Source organism: Cellulomonas sp. P5_E12 (assembly GCF_054049315.1).
Genome location: NZ_JBFUMP010000004.1, coordinates 172318 through 187232, shown reverse-complemented (window position 1 = coordinate 187232; position 14915 = coordinate 172318). Strand labels below are relative to the sequence as shown.

At 73.3% G+C, this 14915-nt stretch carries 14 protein-coding genes; 6 read left to right on the top strand and 8 right to left on the bottom strand.

Features of this window, described 5'->3' with window-relative positions:
* Positions 1-8: 8 nt before the first annotated feature.
* The 5 genes from ACXJKA_RS05020 to ACXJKA_RS05000 form a co-directional block, all read right to left on the bottom strand.
* Positions 9-845 carry an alpha/beta fold hydrolase gene (locus ACXJKA_RS05020; protein ID WP_456824075.1) on the bottom strand — a complete coding sequence of 279 codons (837 nt, stop codon included), beginning with the start codon at positions 843-845 and terminating at the stop codon, positions 9-11.
* Positions 846-873: 28 nt separating this feature from the next.
* Positions 874-1698, bottom strand: a complete 825-nt coding sequence (locus ACXJKA_RS05015; protein ID WP_456824074.1) for an alpha/beta fold hydrolase — start codon at positions 1696-1698, stop codon at positions 874-876.
* Between the two features lie 26 nt (positions 1699-1724).
* Positions 1725-2507, bottom strand: coding sequence for an SDR family NAD(P)-dependent oxidoreductase (locus tag ACXJKA_RS05010; protein WP_456824073.1), 783 nt, complete (start codon positions 2505-2507; stop codon positions 1725-1727).
* A 52-nt stretch (positions 2508-2559) separates the two neighbouring features.
* Complete coding sequence (locus ACXJKA_RS05005) at positions 2560-5298, bottom strand: helix-turn-helix transcriptional regulator (protein WP_456824072.1); 2739 nt, start codon at positions 5296-5298, stop codon at positions 2560-2562.
* A gap of 182 nt (positions 5299-5480) precedes the next feature.
* The gene (locus ACXJKA_RS05000) at positions 5481-7004 is read right to left on the bottom strand and encodes an MFS transporter (RefSeq protein ID WP_456824071.1); all 1524 of its coding nucleotides are present in this window, start codon (positions 7002-7004) and stop codon (positions 5481-5483) included.
* Between the two features lie 112 nt (positions 7005-7116).
* On the opposite strand from ACXJKA_RS05000, the gene ACXJKA_RS04995 reads away from it, so the two are divergent.
* The 5 genes from ACXJKA_RS04995 (at position 7117) to ACXJKA_RS04975 (ending at position 10351) form a co-directional block, all read left to right on the top strand.
* Positions 7117-7689 (top strand): TetR/AcrR family transcriptional regulator, encoded by a 573-nt coding sequence (locus ACXJKA_RS04995; RefSeq protein WP_456824070.1) that lies wholly within the window; start codon positions 7117-7119, stop codon positions 7687-7689.
* A gap of 2 nt (positions 7690-7691) precedes the next feature.
* Positions 7692-8609: a pseudouridine synthase gene (locus tag ACXJKA_RS04990; RefSeq protein ID WP_456824069.1), complete on the top strand. Its 918-nt coding sequence runs from the start codon at positions 7692-7694 to the stop codon at positions 8607-8609.
* Positions 8610-8680: 71 nt separating this feature from the next.
* Positions 8681-8992, top strand: a complete 312-nt coding sequence (locus ACXJKA_RS04985) for a YtxH domain-containing protein (protein WP_456824068.1) — start codon at positions 8681-8683, stop codon at positions 8990-8992.
* Positions 8989-9480 carry a DUF427 domain-containing protein gene (locus tag ACXJKA_RS04980; RefSeq protein ID WP_456824067.1) on the top strand — a complete coding sequence of 164 codons (492 nt, stop codon included), beginning with the start codon at positions 8989-8991 and terminating at the stop codon, positions 9478-9480. The genes ACXJKA_RS04985 and ACXJKA_RS04980 overlap by 4 nt, the downstream gene beginning before the upstream one ends.
* Before the next feature lie 40 nt (positions 9481-9520).
* Positions 9521-10351, top strand: coding sequence for an ArsR/SmtB family transcription factor (locus ACXJKA_RS04975; protein ID WP_456824066.1), 831 nt, complete (start codon positions 9521-9523; stop codon positions 10349-10351).
* A gap of 51 nt (positions 10352-10402) precedes the next feature.
* Here the strand turns inward: ACXJKA_RS04975 and ACXJKA_RS04970 are convergent, their stop codons facing one another.
* Positions 10403-10909: a gluconokinase gene (locus ACXJKA_RS04970; RefSeq protein ID WP_456824065.1), complete on the bottom strand. Its 507-nt coding sequence runs from the start codon at positions 10907-10909 to the stop codon at positions 10403-10405.
* Between the two features lie 219 nt (positions 10910-11128).
* Here ACXJKA_RS04970 and ACXJKA_RS04965 point away from each other — a divergent pair, with 219 nt between their 5' ends.
* Positions 11129-12412 (top strand): MFS transporter, encoded by a 1284-nt coding sequence (locus ACXJKA_RS04965; RefSeq protein WP_456824064.1) that lies wholly within the window; start codon positions 11129-11131, stop codon positions 12410-12412.
* On the opposite strand, the gene ACXJKA_RS04960 is transcribed toward ACXJKA_RS04965, so the two are convergent.
* Both ACXJKA_RS04960 and ACXJKA_RS04955 read right to left on the bottom strand, forming a co-directional pair.
* The gene (locus tag ACXJKA_RS04960; protein WP_456824063.1) at positions 12409-14166 is read right to left on the bottom strand and encodes a pyruvate dehydrogenase; all 1758 of its coding nucleotides are present in this window, start codon (positions 14164-14166) and stop codon (positions 12409-12411) included. The two genes, ACXJKA_RS04965 and ACXJKA_RS04960, sit on opposite strands and share 4 nt — an antisense overlap.
* Before the next feature lie 68 nt (positions 14167-14234).
* A complete protein-coding gene (locus ACXJKA_RS04955; protein WP_456824062.1) occupies positions 14235-14915 on the bottom strand; it encodes an SRPBCC family protein in 681 nt (226 codons plus the stop codon).

Below are 14915 nucleotides of genomic sequence, written 5' to 3'. Positions count from 1 at the left end.
CCGCACCCCTACGCCACCGAGCCGGCCTCCGAGGTTGCGGCGAGTCCGAAGCCTTTCCCCGCGAGCCAGTCGAGCACGACCTCGGCGACCTCGGGCCAGCCGGCGTCGATCGTCAGCGAGTGACCCTTGCCCTCGAACTCGTGGTACTCGGTCGACGAGGCCGTGTTGTCCGAGTAGAGGCCGAACACCTGCCGCGTCACCTTGGCCGGGACGGTGTGGTCGACGGACCCCGAGGTGAGCAGCAGGGGGCCGCGGACGGCCGTGTGGGTGTCGATCTCGGCGGGGGAGTGGCGGGAGAAGTTGGCGGCGGCGTCCTCGAACAAAGGCCGGCCGGGGCCGGGGATCGTCCACGCCTCCCACAGCTGGTCCGACTCCTCCTCGCTGAGCGCGTTGCCGAAGCTGTAGCGGAACTCCTTGGCGGTCAGGGCGACCGTGCGCTTCTTGTTGGCCGGGTTGCCCAGCACGGGCAGGCCGGACTTGAGCTGCGAGAACGGCAGGGCCTTGGCGCCCTTGATGGGAGCCGGGTCGATGGCGACGGCCGCGACGGCCAGGTCGTGGGCGAGCAGCTCCTGGGCGATCAGCCCGCCGAAGGAGTGCCCGATCACGATCGGCTTGATGCCCTCCGCCTCGAAGATGCCGGCGTAGTGCTCGCAGATCGCCGTGATGCCGACGTCGTTCTGCGGCTCGGGGTGCTCACGGGTCTCCGCGACCGTGGCGGCCTCGCCCGGCCAGCCCGGGGCGGTGGCCGTGAAGCCGCGGGTGGCGAGCAGGTCGATCCAGGGTGCCCACGCGGAGGCATGGATCCAGAGGCCGTGGATGAGGACGACGGGCGGGTTCTCGGACATGAGGGTGCTCCTTGGGGTGGGACGGGGCTCAGCGGCCGGCGGCGCTGAGGATGACCTGGACGACGGCGTCGGGGCGGCTGAGCATCGGGACGTGCGAGGTGGTCAGCTCGACGGTGGTCGCACCGGCGCGGGCGGCCATCGCACGCTCGGCCTCCGGCGGGATCGCGTGGTCCTTCGTCGCGACGACGTACCAGGACGGGATGCTGCGCCAGGCGGGGACGCCGGAGGGGGTTCCGAGCGCGGAAGCGAGCAGGGGGCGCTGGCCGGCAGCCATCACCTGGGCCTGCGACGCGGGCAGGTCCGCCGCGAAGACGTCCCGGAAGAACGCCGGGTCGACGTAGGCGTCCACGTCACCGGGTGCGGCGCCCGCGGTCGGCCGGACCACGATGTGCTGGCCGAGCAGGGCGGTGCCGCCGCCCAGCGCGTTGGCGGCGCCGACGCTCTCGCCCTCGTCGAGCGCGTACGCCGCGACGTAGACGAGGGCCTGGATGTTGCCGTTCCCGGTGGCGGCGTTGGTGATGACGGCGCCGCCGTAGGAGTGGCCGACGAGCACGACCGGCCCGGGAACGGTCGCCAGGAACGCGCGCAGGTAGTCGGCGTCGGGCGCGATGCCGCGCAGCGGGTTGGCCGGGGCGTACACGGTGTAGCCCTTGCGCTGCAGCCGCTGCGTGACCTCCGACCAGCTCGACGCGTCGGCGAACGCGCCGTGCACGAGGACGATCGTCGGCTTGGGGGCCTCCGGGCGGTGGGCGCTCGCGCTGCCCATGGTGAAGGCGGCGGCCAGGGCGAACAGCATCGTGGCGGCGAGCATGCGGACGACGACGCGGGCGCTGCGGGCGGTCGGTGCGGGCATGGTGGTCTCCTCGGTGGGTGAGCCGGTCACAGCGTGGTGACGAGCCCGCCGTCGATCCGGATGTCGATGCCCGTCGCGTTCCAGGCGCGGCCGCCGGCGAGCAGGACGACGAGGTCGGCGACCTCGTCGGGACGGGTGAACCGGCCGGTCGCGGAGTCGGCGGCGGCGCCGGCGGCGACGTCCGAGGCGCTCCGGCCGCTGCGGGCGGCGATCGTCTCGGCGACGCCGCCCCCGCCCAGCCACAGGTCGGTGGCGACCGGGCCGGGGCTGATCGTGTTGACGCGGACGCCCAGCGGACCGACCTCGCGGGACAGCGACTTGCAGAAGTTGGTCAGCGCCGCCTTCGCGGCGCTGTAGTCGATGACGGCCGGGTCGGCCAGCGCGGCGTTGACCGAGCTGATCGTCACGACGGACGACGGCGCGCTCGCCAGCAGGTGCGGCAGCGCGGCTCGCGTCGCCCGGACCGCGGGCATGAGGTTCGTCGCGAAGGCCCACAGCCAGTCCTCGTCGGTCACGGCTGCGAAGCCGTCGAGGCGCGGGCGGACGCCGCCGATGTTGTTGACCAGCACGTCGAGCCGCCCGTGCGCGGCAACTGCGGCGTCGATCAGCCGGCCGGGTCCGTCGGCCGTGGCGAGGTCGCCGGTGACGATCTGCACCGAGCCGCCGACCGACTCCAGCTCGGCGTTCGACGACCGCACGCCGGCCACCACCTGGGCGCCCTCCGCGGCCAGCGCGCGGACGATCGCGAGACCGATCCCGCGGCTCGCGCCGGTGACGACCGCGACCTTGCCTGCCAGCTCCTGGTCCATGGGTCCACCGGACCATGGCGCCCGGTTTGTCCGCGCCCGGGAAAGACCCCAGTCAGCGCCCCAGCAGGCCGCGCAGCTCCCGCCGCGAGGTGGCCCCCGTCTTGCGCAGGATCTTCGTCATGTGGAACTCGACGGTCGACGGGGTGACGAAGAGGCTCGACGCGATCTCGGAGTTCGTCATGCCGCGGGCGGCGAGGCCCGCGATCCGGGACTCCTGCGGCGTGAGCGTCCCGTCGCCCTGGTCCCGGGCGGGTGCCGAGGTCCGTGCGCCGGTGGCCAGCAGCGCCGAACGGGCGCGCTCGGCGAACGCACCCGCCCCCATCGCGGCGAACATCTCGTGCGCCCGTCGCAGCTGCACCCGGGCGTCCGTGCGACGCCCGGAGCGTCGCAACCACTCCCCGTAGAGCAGGTGGCAGCGCGCGACGTCGGTGGCGACGTTGGTCTCCTGCAGCAGCGCCAAGGCGGTGGTGAACAGGTCCTCGGCCTGGTCGTCCTCGGCGAGCAGCGCCCGCGACCGAGCCAGCAGCCCGGCCGCCACCGGCGTCGAGGCCGCTGCCGCCCGGGCAGTCAACCGGTCCAGGGCGCGCCGCGCGCCCGCGTCGTCGCCCGACCGCACCGCGGCCTCGACCAGGTCGGGCAGGGACGTGGTCGAGAAGCCGGGGGTGTCGTCGTCGAAGATCTCCGTGAGCAGGTCGCGGGCGCCCGCGTAGTCCTGCTGACCGAGCGCCAGGATCGCCAGGCAGTGAGCCCCGAACGACGTCCAGAGCCCGAGGCTCTGCTGCCCGCGCATGAAGCCGGCGAGCTCGCGCGTCTGCGCGTCGCGACCCTGCCACGCGTACAGCAGCACCCACGGGGCTTCGCTACGCAGGCCGTACGCCGCGCTGAGCTCCTGGCTCTCGGCGTACAGGACCGTCGCCTCGGCGAACCGCCCCTCGCGGACCAGCCCCGCGGCACCGGACGAGAGGGTGATCGAGAGGTCGACCAGTGCGCCCTCCCGGCGCAGCCGCCGCTCGAGCCTGCCGAACAGCTCCCTGCGCGCGTCCTCGTCCCACAGCTCGTCGCAGGCCATCATGGCGAGCAGGACCGCGCCGACGGTGTTCCGTCCGAGGTGGCCGGCGTCGAGGGTCAGCGCGTCGAGGGCGGCGCGCATCGGGCGGACCGCAGCCTCGTACCCCGAGCCGATCCGGATGGCGAACGCGTCGAAGAGCTGGTCGAGGGCCTCGAGCTGGGGGCGCCGGCCCGCGGTGGACAGCGTGGCCGCGGCGACCGCGCGGTGCGTCGTGCCGCTGAGGTAGCGACCGGCCAGGACGGCCGACAGCAGCGCCTCGCACAGGCAGCTCCGGATGAAGTCGGTGTCGCCGGGCGCCGCCTCCGCCACCGCCTGCATCAGCGTCGCGGTGGCGCCGGCCGGGCCCGCTCGCGCGATGGCGATCTCGGCCTCGACCAGCAGCCCGCGGGCACGCTGCGGGCCCGTCGACGAGACGGCGCTCTGTTCGACCAGGACGCCGGCGGTCTCGAGGTCCCCGGACAGGACGTACGCGTCGGCCGCGTCCAGGGTCCGGCGCAGCGCGACCGACGGGTCCACGGTGAGCTCGGCGGAGCGGCGCAGGTACGTCGCCTGCGCGGCGTACCCGCCACGCGCGCGGGCGCGCTCGGCGGAGAGCTCCAGCTCGGCGGCGACCGCGTCGTCCGGAGCGCCGGCCGCCTGGGCCAGGTGCCACGCCCGTCGGTCGGGATCGGTCGGGGCGGTCGCCTCGGCGAGGGCCGCGTGGGCCGCCCGGCGGGCGTCCGGCGCCGCGGAGCCGTAGATCGCCGACCGCACCAGCGGGTGGCTGAACCGCACCTCGTCGCGGACCGTGCAGATCTCCGCCACCGTGGCCGGATCGGCGTCCCTCGCGGTGAGGCCTCGCAGGTGCGCGGCGCGCCAGACCGTCTGCGGGTCGTCGGCCGAGGCGCAGGCCGCGACGAGCACGAACTCCTGCGTGGCGGCGGGCAGGGCCGCGACGGCGCGCAGGAAGTAGTCCTGGATCCCGCTGGTCATCGGCAACGGGTCGGGCAGCGCAGCCGTGCCGGCGCGCTGCTGTGCGCTGAGCGACTGCGCGATGGTGAGCACGGCGAGCGGGTTGCCGTTGCTGTGCTCGACGATGCTGTCCACGACGGACGGGTGCATCCGTCCGGTCACGCGCTCCGCGAGCATGCTCGCGGCGGCCGGCGTCGCCAGCCCCGTGAGCTCGCTCCGGTCCAGACCGTCGAGCGCCGCCAGGACGGGGGCCTCGTCCCGCGTGGCCAGCACCAGCGCGACGCGTTCTCGCTCCAGCCGCCGTGCGACGAACGCCAGCGCGTCGAGCGACTCACGGTCCAGCCAGTGCGCGTCGTCGACGACACAGAGCACCGGAGCCGACCGGCCCGCCGCACCCAGGACCGTCAGGGTCGCGAGCCCCACGAGGAACCGGCTCGGTGCCGGGCCGGCCGTCTCACCGAAGGTGACCTCCAGGGCCGACCTCTGCGGTGGCGGGAGGCGCGCGACCTCGTCGGCGAGCGGACGAAGGATCCGGTGCAGGGCGGCGTAGCTCAGCTGCCGTTCCGGCTCGGACCCGGACACCCGCAGCGCGCGAGCGCCCGGCGCTGCGTCGACCAGGTCCTGCAGGAGGTGGCTCTTGCCGATCCCCGCTTCCCCGACGACGACGACCGACCGGCCGACTCCTGCCGTCGCGTCGACAACCATCGAGCGCAGGGCGGACGTCTGCGCCTCTCGGCCGACCATGAGGTCGGCCTCGCGTCCCTCGGCCATCCGTACGCCCTCGCTCTCGGCGACGCGTCCCCGCGGCGGTCGATCCGGACGGTTGCCCCGTACAGCCGTGAACGTACCGCGCCACGCCGACGAGCGGAGCCCGATCGGGCGACGCGTTCGCTACGGCTGGGCGAGCTCGATCCGCTCCGCCCGGGCGACCGCGTCGGGAACGATCAGCCTGGTCACCTCGCCGCCTCGGTCGGTGCGGCGGGCGAGACCGTGCGCCGGGGCAGCGCGAGAGCCGCGACCAGCGCGACCGCGGCGAGGGCCGCCGCGACCCAGAACAGGGCCGACGAGCCCGTCGCGACCGCCGTCCGCGCCGCCGCCTGCACGGCGGTCGGCAGTGCAGTGACGGTCTCGGGCGTCAGCGACGCGGCGTCGACGTCGTCCGGCATCGCGGCGGCGACGGTGCTGGAGAACAGGGCACCCAGCGCGCCCGCACCGACGGCGGCACCGATCATCCGCATGAAGCCCGCCGCGCCCGTGGCCGCCCCGATCTCTCCGCCCGGCACCGAGTTCTGCACGAGCACCATGGGGGTCTGGAACAGCAGCCCGATGCCGAACCCGGCCAGCACCATGTAGGCCGCCGTGAGCAAGCCGGACGTGTCGACGGTCATGGTGGCCAGCAGGACGCTCGCGGCCACGAGCAGCGACGTGCCGAGCACCATGGTCGGGCGGAATCGCGCCGGGTTCGTCGTGAAGCGGCCGGCGAGCACGCCGACCACGATCGCGGGCAGCAGCAGGGGGAGCAGCAGCAGGCCGCTGCTGCTGGCGGAGCGGCCCTGCACCAGCTGCAGGAACACCGGCAGGTAGGTGATGGCGCTCGTCATGACGGCCCCCATGCCCAGGGCGAGCACGACGAACGAGAGCACCACCGAGCGGGTGCGGAACAGGTCGAGCGGGAGGACGGGGTGTGCGGCCCTGCCCTCGACGAGGACCAGCGCACCGATGGCGACGGCGGCGACGAGGAGGGCGCCGAGCACCTGCCACGAGCCCCACCCGTACCGGTGGCCGCCCCACGTCGCCGCGAGCACCAGGCCGGAGCTCGCGAACACGACCGCGACCAGCCCGGCGACGTCCACGCGACCGCCGCGGGGTCGGACGGGCAGGCGGACGAACGCCAGCACGCCGGCGATCGACGCCAGGACGAGCGGGACGTTCAGCAGGAAGATCCAGCGCCAGCCCAGGTGCTCGGTGATGACGCCGCCGGCCCACGGCCCGACGATCATCGACACCGGCGCGATCGCGCCCAGGATGCCCTGGTAGCGGGCCCGGCGGTCGGGCGGCGCGACGTCGGCGACCACCGCGAGCAGGCTGGTGAACGTCATGCCGGCCCCGAGGCCCTGCAGCGTCCGCGCCCCGACGAGGGCGCCCATGCTCGGCGCCAGGCCGGTGAGCACGGAGCCGACGCCGAACGCGACGAGCGCGGCGAGCAGCAGGCGACGCCGGCCGAACATGTCGCCCAGCCGGCCGGCGACGACGGTGCCGATCGCCATCGCCAGCAGGTAGGAGGTGGTGATCCAGGCGAGGCTGTCGAAGCCGCCGAGGTCGCCGGCGATGGTCGGCAGGGCCGTCGCGGCGACGAGGGCGTCGAGCTGGAGGGGGATGAGGGCCAGCACGAGGCTGACCATGATGAGCCCGATCCGCCGGGGGCTCAGTGGGGTCGCTCCGTTCTCCGGCGGGCGTGGCATCGTGGCGGTGGTCATCTCGTCCTCGCTTACTTGTCGACCGGCTAGTAACGCGATCGAGACTAGACCTGGTTACTTGCCGGTCGTCAAGTAGGCTCGCTGAGAGAAGCCACAGGAAGGAGTCGTGCCGATGCCCCGCGACGGGAGCGCCACCCGCGAGCAGATCGTGACGGTGGCCATGCGACGGTTCGTCGAGCACGGGTACGACAAGACGTCTCTGCGCGAGATCGCCGACGAGGTCGGCRTGACCAAGGCCGCGCTGTACTACCACTTCCGCACCAAGGAGGACATCGTCGGCAGCGCGATGTCCGGGTACACCGAGCGCTTCGAGGAGCTGGCGTCGTGGGCCCGGGCGGAGCCGTCGAGCCGCGCGCGCGACGAGCAGCTGGTGGACAGGCTGCTCACCCTGGTGCAGTCCGACGGCGGGATCATCCTGCGGTTCGGGCAGACCAACCCCGCGGTCGTCGAGCGCAGCGAGTTCGGCGGGATGCAGATCGGGGTGCTGCGCACGCTCGTGACGGCCATCGCGGGCGAGGACCCCACGCCCGAGGCCTCGCTGCGCGCGACGCTGCTGTTCGCGGCGCTGGTGCTGGGCGCCGTCGGTGGGGAGTCGCCCCTGCCGATCGGGGGCGACCAGGCGGCCCGCACGGCCGCCGCCCGGGTCGTCGCGCTCGACCTCCTCGCACCGCTGCGAGAGCCGTAGACGTGCCTCCTCGCTCGCCGCTGCCGGCGCGTCACGGCCTGAGCGCCGCGTGGCTGCGCACCCCGGACCGCTCACCGCAGGCCGAGTGGGCGACCATGGGCGACTGGCTCCGCGACCGGCTGCCCGCGCACGTCGACGTCGCGGAGATGCTGGTGGGGGAGCGATTCGTCGACGAGGGCGGCCGCGCGGTCCTCGCGGACGACCCCTACGCCCCGCACCGGTTCGTGTGGTTCCACCGCGACCTGCGTGACGAGCCCGAGGTGACCGCGCCGATCCACGTGGTGCATCGCGACGACCGCCTCGTGGTGGTGGACAAGCCGGCTTTCCTCTCGTCGATCCCGCGCGGTCGGCACGTGCAGCAGAGCGTCGTGGTCCGCCTGCGCGCCCAGCTGGGCCTGCCGGACCTGTCCCCGCTGCACCGCCTGGACCGGGTGACGTCGGGCCTGCTGATGCTGGCGACCGAGCCCCGGTGGCGCGGGCCGTACCAGACCCTGTTCGAGCACCGGGCGGTGCACAAGACGTACTGGGCGATGGCGCCGCTGCGCGTGGACCTGACGTTCCCGCTCGTGGTCCGCAACCACATCCGCAAGGAGCGCGGCGCCTGGCAGGCCGAGGTCGTGCCCGGCGCCCCGGTCAACGCGGAGACCCGCGTCGAGCTCGAGTCGGAGGTGGACGGTCGCGGGGTCTACCGGCTGACGCCCCGCACGGGTCGCACGCACCAGCTCCGCCTGCACCTGCACGGCCTCGGCATCCCGATCGTCGACGACCCGCTGTACCCCGTGGTGCAGGACGTCGCAGTCGACGACTTCAGCAGACCGCTGCAGCTGCTGGCCGGCGAGATCGCGTTCACCGACCCCGTCGACGGCGGCGACCGACGGTTCCGCAGCGTCCGGCACCTCCCGCTGACCGCCGGGCACTGACCGCCTCCTGACGCGCGGTCCCGCCGATCCCTGCCTACGCTCGAACCCTGGGACGAGCAACGGAGGACCGCATGAAGAAGGTCGTGTTTCTCGCGGGCGTGGGCACCGCGTACCTGTTCGGCACCACGTCCGGCCGTCGCCAGCTGGCGAAGTTCAAGGTCTGGGCCACCGATGTGTGGCAGGACCCGCGCGTGCAGGACTACGTGCAGGAGTACGAGAGCAAGGCGACGGAGTTCGCGAAGACGCAGGGCGCCGCACTCTGGGAGAAGGCCGTCGACACGGCCACGGGCGCGATGTCGAGCTCGACCACCAAGTACGACAGTGACGACGTCGTCGTCGAGCCCCTGATGGACGCCGACGACGCCAACCCCGGGCAGCGGTGACGCCGGTCCCGCTGTCGGCCGCACCCGGGCAGGAGTCGGTCTGGGACTACCCGCGGCCGCCGCGCGTCGAGCCCACGACGGAGCGCGTCGTCGTGACGCTCGACGGGCACCCGGTCGCGCTGACGACGGACGCCGTGCGGGTGCTCGAGACGAGCCACCCGCCCGTGTACTACCTGCCCTTCGACGCGTTCGAGGCCGGCGTGCTGGAGGCCGCCGTCGGGTCGTCGGTCTGCGAGTTCAAGGGCGTCGCCGACTACCTCTCCGTGCGCGTCGGCGGTCGTCTGCTGTCCCGGGTGGGGTGGACCTACCCGACGCCCCTGCCGGGCTACGAGGTCCTCGCCGACCGGGTCGCGCTCTACGCCGACGACCTGACCTGCACCGTCGACGGCGAGCAGGTGCAGCCCCAGGCCGGCGGGTTCTACGGCGGCTGGATCACGCCCCGGGTCGTCGGCCCGTTCAAGGGCTCGCCGGGCACGCGCAGCTGGTGACCGTTGACATGTGACTAATTAGTCACCTATCGTCGACGGTATGGACGAGGACCCGGTGTTCAAGGCGCTTGCCGACACCACCCGTCGCCACCTGCTCGACCAGCTCTTCGCGCGTGACGGCCGCACGCTCACGGAGCTCGAGGAGGGCCTCGAGATGACCCGGTTCGGGGTCATGAAGCACCTCAAGGTGCTCGAGGAGGCGGGCCTCGTGGTTACCCGACGATCGGGGCGGGAAAAGCTGCACTTCCTCAACGCCGTCCCGATCCAACAGATCCACGAGCGGTGGATCGACAAGTACGACGTGCTGGGGGCGGAGCGTCTGCACGCCCTCACCGACCTCAAATCCCTGTTGGAGAGCACCATGAGCACGCAGACCGACACGGCCACGACGACCGTCCTCGTCAACCGCATCTGGATCAAGGCCGACACCGCGACAGTGTGGCGCGCGATCACCTCGCCCGAGTGGAACGACCGCTACGGGTACAAGTGCTCCAGCACCTACGACCTGATCCCCGGCGGCGCGTTCAGCACCGAGCCGTCCGCCGCGATGATCGAGTTCGGCGGCGCCACCGCCGGGCAGCCGATCGTCGACGGCGAGGTGGTCGAGGTGGTGCCCGGCAGCAAGCTCGTGCAGACCTGGCGCACGCTCTGGGACGCCGAGGCCAGCGTCGAGGGCTTCACGCGGCTCACCTACGAGCTCGAGGAGCGCGGCACGGGCATCACGCAGCTGACCGTGGTCCACGACGTCACCGGCGCCCCGCGGACGGCGTCGTTGATCTCGGGCGACCTGCCGCAGTTCGGCGGCGGCTGGCCCCAGATCCTGTCCGACCTCAAGACGGTCCTGGAGACGGGCGCGTCGCTGGAGGGCTGACGACGAGCACGACGGGCCGGTCGCTCAGGCGGCCGGTCCGTCGTCGCGAGCTCACGAACTCGCGTCGAGCAGGCGGAGGGCCTCGTCGGCGGTCTGCTCCGGCGTTCCGACGACCGGGACGTCCACGCCGTCCTCGTCGGGACCCAGTGGTTCGAGGGTGGCCAGCTGCGAGGCCAGCAGCGTCGCCGGCATGAAATGGCCCGCGCGGACGGCCAGCCGGCGCGCGAGCTCGTCGGCCGGGACCACCAGGTGCACGAACCGGACGCGTCCCTGCGCGGTCCGCAGGACGTCGCGATAGGAGCGGCGCAGCGACGAGCACGTGACCACCGTCGACCCGCCCGCGGCCGTCATCGCGTCCCGGATCGCGCGCAGCCACGGACCGCGATCGGCGTCGGTCAGCGCCCTGCCCGCGCGCATGGCCTCGACGTTGGCCGCCGGGTGGAGGTCGTCGCCCTCGATCATCGGCCACCCGAGCCTGGCGGCGAGGAGCGCCGCGGTCGTCGACTTCCCGGTCCCCGACACCCCCATGACGACGAGGTGCTCGACAGCGCTGCTCACCGGGCAAGGGTGGCACGCGATCCGCCGCACGCCGCGCGAACTCGTGGGTTTCCGACGAAGTCGTCAGTCGCAACCCGCGACCTCGTCGCGAACCCGCGACCTCGTGACTGCGCGTCGAGCTCGCCGGTTCGGACCGGCGAGATGGGCGGCGAGTCACGAGCTCGGCGCCGGCGCCGGACGCCGGGCGGGCTGCGTCTCTCGGGCAACTAAACTCGCCCGATGCCCTCGTTCGTCGTCGACACGACACCCCTGCGCGCCAGCCCGGCGTTCCGGCGGCTGTGGTGGGGGCTGTCGATCTCGAACCTCGGGGCGCAGCTGACCGTCGTCGCGGTGGGGCTGCAGGTCTACGCGCTCACGCAGTCGACCGCGTCGGTCGGCATCCTCGGGCTCTGCGCGCTGGTGCCGCTGGTGTTCTTCGGCCTGTACGGCGGCGCGATCTCCGACCACTACGACCGCCGCACGGTCGCGCTGATCGCGTCGTTCGTGGCGTGGGGCGCCACGATCGGGCTGGCGGTACAGGCGTGGCTGGGCAACTCGCAGGTGTGGGTGCTGTTCCTTCTGGTCGCCGTGCAGTCGGGGGCGTTCGCGGTGAACGCGCCTGCGCGGTCGGCCATCATCCCGCGGCTGCTCGACCCCACGCTCCTGCCCGCGGCGAACGCCCTGCAGACGCTCGGGTTCAGCGTCGCGTTCACTGTGGGCCCGCTGCTGGGTGCCGCGCTGGTGGCCGCCTTCGACTACGGCGTCGCCTACACGCTCGACGCGGTGCTGTTCACGGCGGCGCTCGCGGCCGTGTTCCGCCTGCCCCCGCAGCCGCCGGAGCACTCCGAGACCCGCCGCGAGCGGGCAGGGCTCGCGTCCGTGGTCGACGGCTTCCGGTACCTGGGCACGCAGCGGAACGTGCGCATGACGTTCGCGGTCGACCTGGTCGCCATGATCACGTCGTCGCCGCGCGTGCTGTTCCCGGCCGTCGGCCTGGTCTACCTGGGCGGCGGCGCGACGACGACCGGCGTCATGGCGGCCTCCGCGGCGGTCGGTGTCGGGCTCGCGGGGCTGTTCTCCGGGGGGCTGACCCGGATCCGCTGGCAGGGCCGGATCATCGCGGTCGCCATCACCGTCTGGGGTCTGGCCATCGCCGGGTTCGGGCTGGTGCTGGTGCTGGCCGGGCAGTCGCACCCGGACCAGGTGCTCTGGCTGGCGCTCGCGATCGCCGTGCTCATGCTGGTGGTCGCCGGGGCCAGCGACGCGATCAGCTCGGTGTTCCGGCAGACGATCCTGCAGACGGCGACGCCCGACGACATGCGCGGCCGCCTGCAGGGCGTGTTCATCGTCRTCGTCGCGGGCGGCCCGCGGCTGGGCGAGGCGCTGCTCGGCGGGGCCGCGGCCAAGATCGGCGAGGGGTGGGCCGCGGTCATCGGCGGCTGCCTCTGCGTGGTGCTGCTGTGGGTGCTCGTCCGCTCGCAGCGCTCGTTCTGGGACTACGACGCGCGCCACCCGGTGCCTTAGGGACGAGGCAGGTTCCGCAGGTTCGAGCGGGCCATCGCCATGACCTCGCCCAGCCCGCCGCCGAGCACCTCCTTGCTCATGGCGGCGGTGAACCCGGAGACCTGGGCGCGCGTGATCTTCGGCGGCAGCGACAGCGCGCGCGGGTCGGTGACCAGGTCGATCAGCGCCGGACCGTCGTGCGAGAACGCCTCCCGCAGGGCGGCCCGGATCGCGGTGGGCTCCTCGACGCGCACCGACGGGATGCCGATGGCCGACGCGATCGCCGCGTAGTCGACCGGCGGGGTGTCCGTCGCGTACGAGGGCAGGCCGTCGACCAGCATCTCGAGCCGCACCATGCCGAGCGTCGCGTTGTCGAAGACGACGATCTTGACCGGCAGATCGAGCACCTTCACGGTGATGAGCTCGCCCAGCAGCATCGAGAGGCCGCCGTCACCGGCCATCGCGACGACGTGCCGGCCGTCGCCAGACAGGGCGGCACCGATCGCGTGGGGCACGGCGTTGGCCATCGACCCGTGCAGGAACGAGCCGATGACCCGACGCCTCCCGTTGGGCGTGATGTAGCGGGCCGCCCAGACGTTGCACATGCCGGTGTCGACCGTGAAGACCGCGTCGTCGGGCGCCTCCTCGTCCAGCAGCACGGCCGCGTACTCGGGGTGGATCGGCTCGGTGTGCTCCACGTCCTTCGTGTACGCGCCGACCACGCCGCTCATCGCGCGCTGGTGCTTCTTGAGCATCTGGTCGAGGAACCGGTGGCTCTTCTTCGGCGTCACCAGGGCCAGGAGCGCCTTCGCCGTCTCGCCGACGTCGCCGTGCACCACGAGGTCGTTGCGCGTCCGCCGGCCGAGCCGGGTCGGCTCGATGTCCACCTGAGCGGTGCGGACGCCGGTCGGCAGGAACTGGTCGTACGGGAAGTCGGTGCCCAGCAGGAGCAGCAGATCGGCGCCCTCCATGGCGGACTGGCACGCGCCGTACCCGAGCAACCCGGACATGCCGACGTCGAACGGGTTGTCGACCTGGATGTGCTCCTTGCCCCGCAGGCTGTGCCCGACCGGGGCGTTGAGCACCCGGGCGAGCGCCAGGACCTCCGTGCGGGCGTGCCGCACGCCGGCCCCGGCGAAGATCGTCACCTTGCCCGCCGCGTCGATCGCCTCGGCGAGGGCCCGCACCGCTCCCTCATCGGGAACCACTCGCGGCGCGGGCGGGGGAGTGAGCACGTCGACGCCGGCATCGGGTGCCTCGAGGTCCGCGACGTCTCCCGGCAGCGTCAGCACGGCGACGCCGGGAGCGCCGTAGGCGTGGTGGATGGCCGACCGGATGACGCGGGGTGCCAGCGCCGCCGTCGAGATCATCTCCGAGAACACCGAGCACTCGAGGAACAGCCGGTCGGGGTGCGTCTCCTGGAAGAACTGCGTCCCGATCTGGGCGCTCGGGATGTGCGACGCGATCGCCAGGACCGGGACGCGCGAGCGGTTGGCGTCGTAGAGGCCGTTGATCAGGTGGAGGTTGCCCGGCCCGCAGGACCCGGCGCAGACCGCCAGCCGACCGGTGAGCTCGGCCTCGGCCGCCGCCGCGAACGCGCCGGCCTCCTCGTGCCGGACGTGCACCCACGCGATGTCGACGCCGTCGTCGCGGGCCCGCCGGACAGCGTCCACGACGGGGTTGAGGCTGTCGCCGACGATCCCGTAGATGTGCCGCGCGCCGGCGGCGACCAGCTGGGCGACGAGCAGGTCGGCGATGGATCGACGTCGTGCCACGGGGGCCTCCGGGGGTGGTGGACGGTCGGCCCATCGTGTGCCCCGGTGGTCACGCCCGCACGCCGACGTCAGGCGTAGACCTTCGCCAGCCAGCCGTCCCAGGCCGCGGTCGTCGCCTCGGCGTCGGCCCCCGGAGCGAAGTCGTGCACGGCGACGCCCACCGGGGCGCCCCAGGCGTTGCGGCCGAAGAAGCGGACCAGCGCCGTCTCGGTGCGCAGGCCGAGGAAGTGCTCGGTGTCGTAGTCGACGACCACCTCGGCCGGGCTGCCGGGCAGGGAGGTGAGGTCCAGCGCGTCCCGCAGTCGCGCGAACCCGTCGGGGGTGTTCGATGCCGCGGGAGCGTCGGTCGACGAGTAGACGACCGGGCGGCGGCTGAAGTGCGCGATGTACTCGGACAGCGTGTGCAGGTAGAAGTCGGTGTGCGCGCCGGCGCCGTCGTACTGGTTGTCCCAGTCGTCGACGAAGACCCCGGAGTGCACGTAGCGCAGATGGGTACGTCCGCCCTCGAGCGGCGTCAGCACCTCCTCGACCTGGTTGAACCAGCCGTCCGGGCCCTCCATGCGTCCCGAGAGGTGGCGCGGCGGGTCCCAAGCGACGACCCTGCCACCGAACGCGGCGGCGCCGCCGACGCGGGGCTCGTACTCCATGGGCCACAGCCAGCCGCCGTTCCCGTCGGTGATCGCGTCCCAGACCTCCTCCGCGGGGGCGTCGATGTCGTGCTCGCGGACGATCTCGAACTCGCGGGCCAT

Excerpts from the sequence above, each read along its gene's own strand:
- ACXJKA_RS04985 (WP_456824068.1), top strand. The coding sequence starts at position 8,681 with ATGAAGAAGGTCGTGTTTCTCGCGGGCGTGGGCACCGCGTACCTGTTC.
- ACXJKA_RS05010 (WP_456824073.1), bottom strand. The coding sequence starts at position 2,507 with ATGGACCAGGAGCTGGCAGGCAAGGTCGCGGTCGTCACCGGCGCGAGC.
- ACXJKA_RS05005 (WP_456824072.1), bottom strand. The coding sequence starts at position 5,298 with ATGGCCGAGGGACGCGAGGCCGACCTCATGGTCGGCCGAGAGGCGCAG.
- ACXJKA_RS05015 (WP_456824074.1), bottom strand. The coding sequence starts at position 1,698 with ATGCCCGCACCGACCGCCCGCAGCGCCCGCGTCGTCGTCCGCATGCTC.
- ACXJKA_RS05000 (WP_456824071.1), bottom strand. The coding sequence starts at position 7,004 with ATGACCACCGCCACGATGCCACGCCCGCCGGAGAACGGAGCGACCCCA.
- ACXJKA_RS04955 (WP_456824062.1), bottom strand. The coding sequence starts at position 14,915 with ATGGCCCGCGAGTTCGAGATCGTCCGCGAGCACGACATCGACGCCCCC.
- ACXJKA_RS04975 (WP_456824066.1), top strand. The coding sequence starts at position 9,521 with ATGGACGAGGACCCGGTGTTCAAGGCGCTTGCCGACACCACCCGTCGC.
- ACXJKA_RS05020 (WP_456824075.1), bottom strand. The coding sequence starts at position 845 with ATGTCCGAGAACCCGCCCGTCGTCCTCATCCACGGCCTCTGGATCCAT.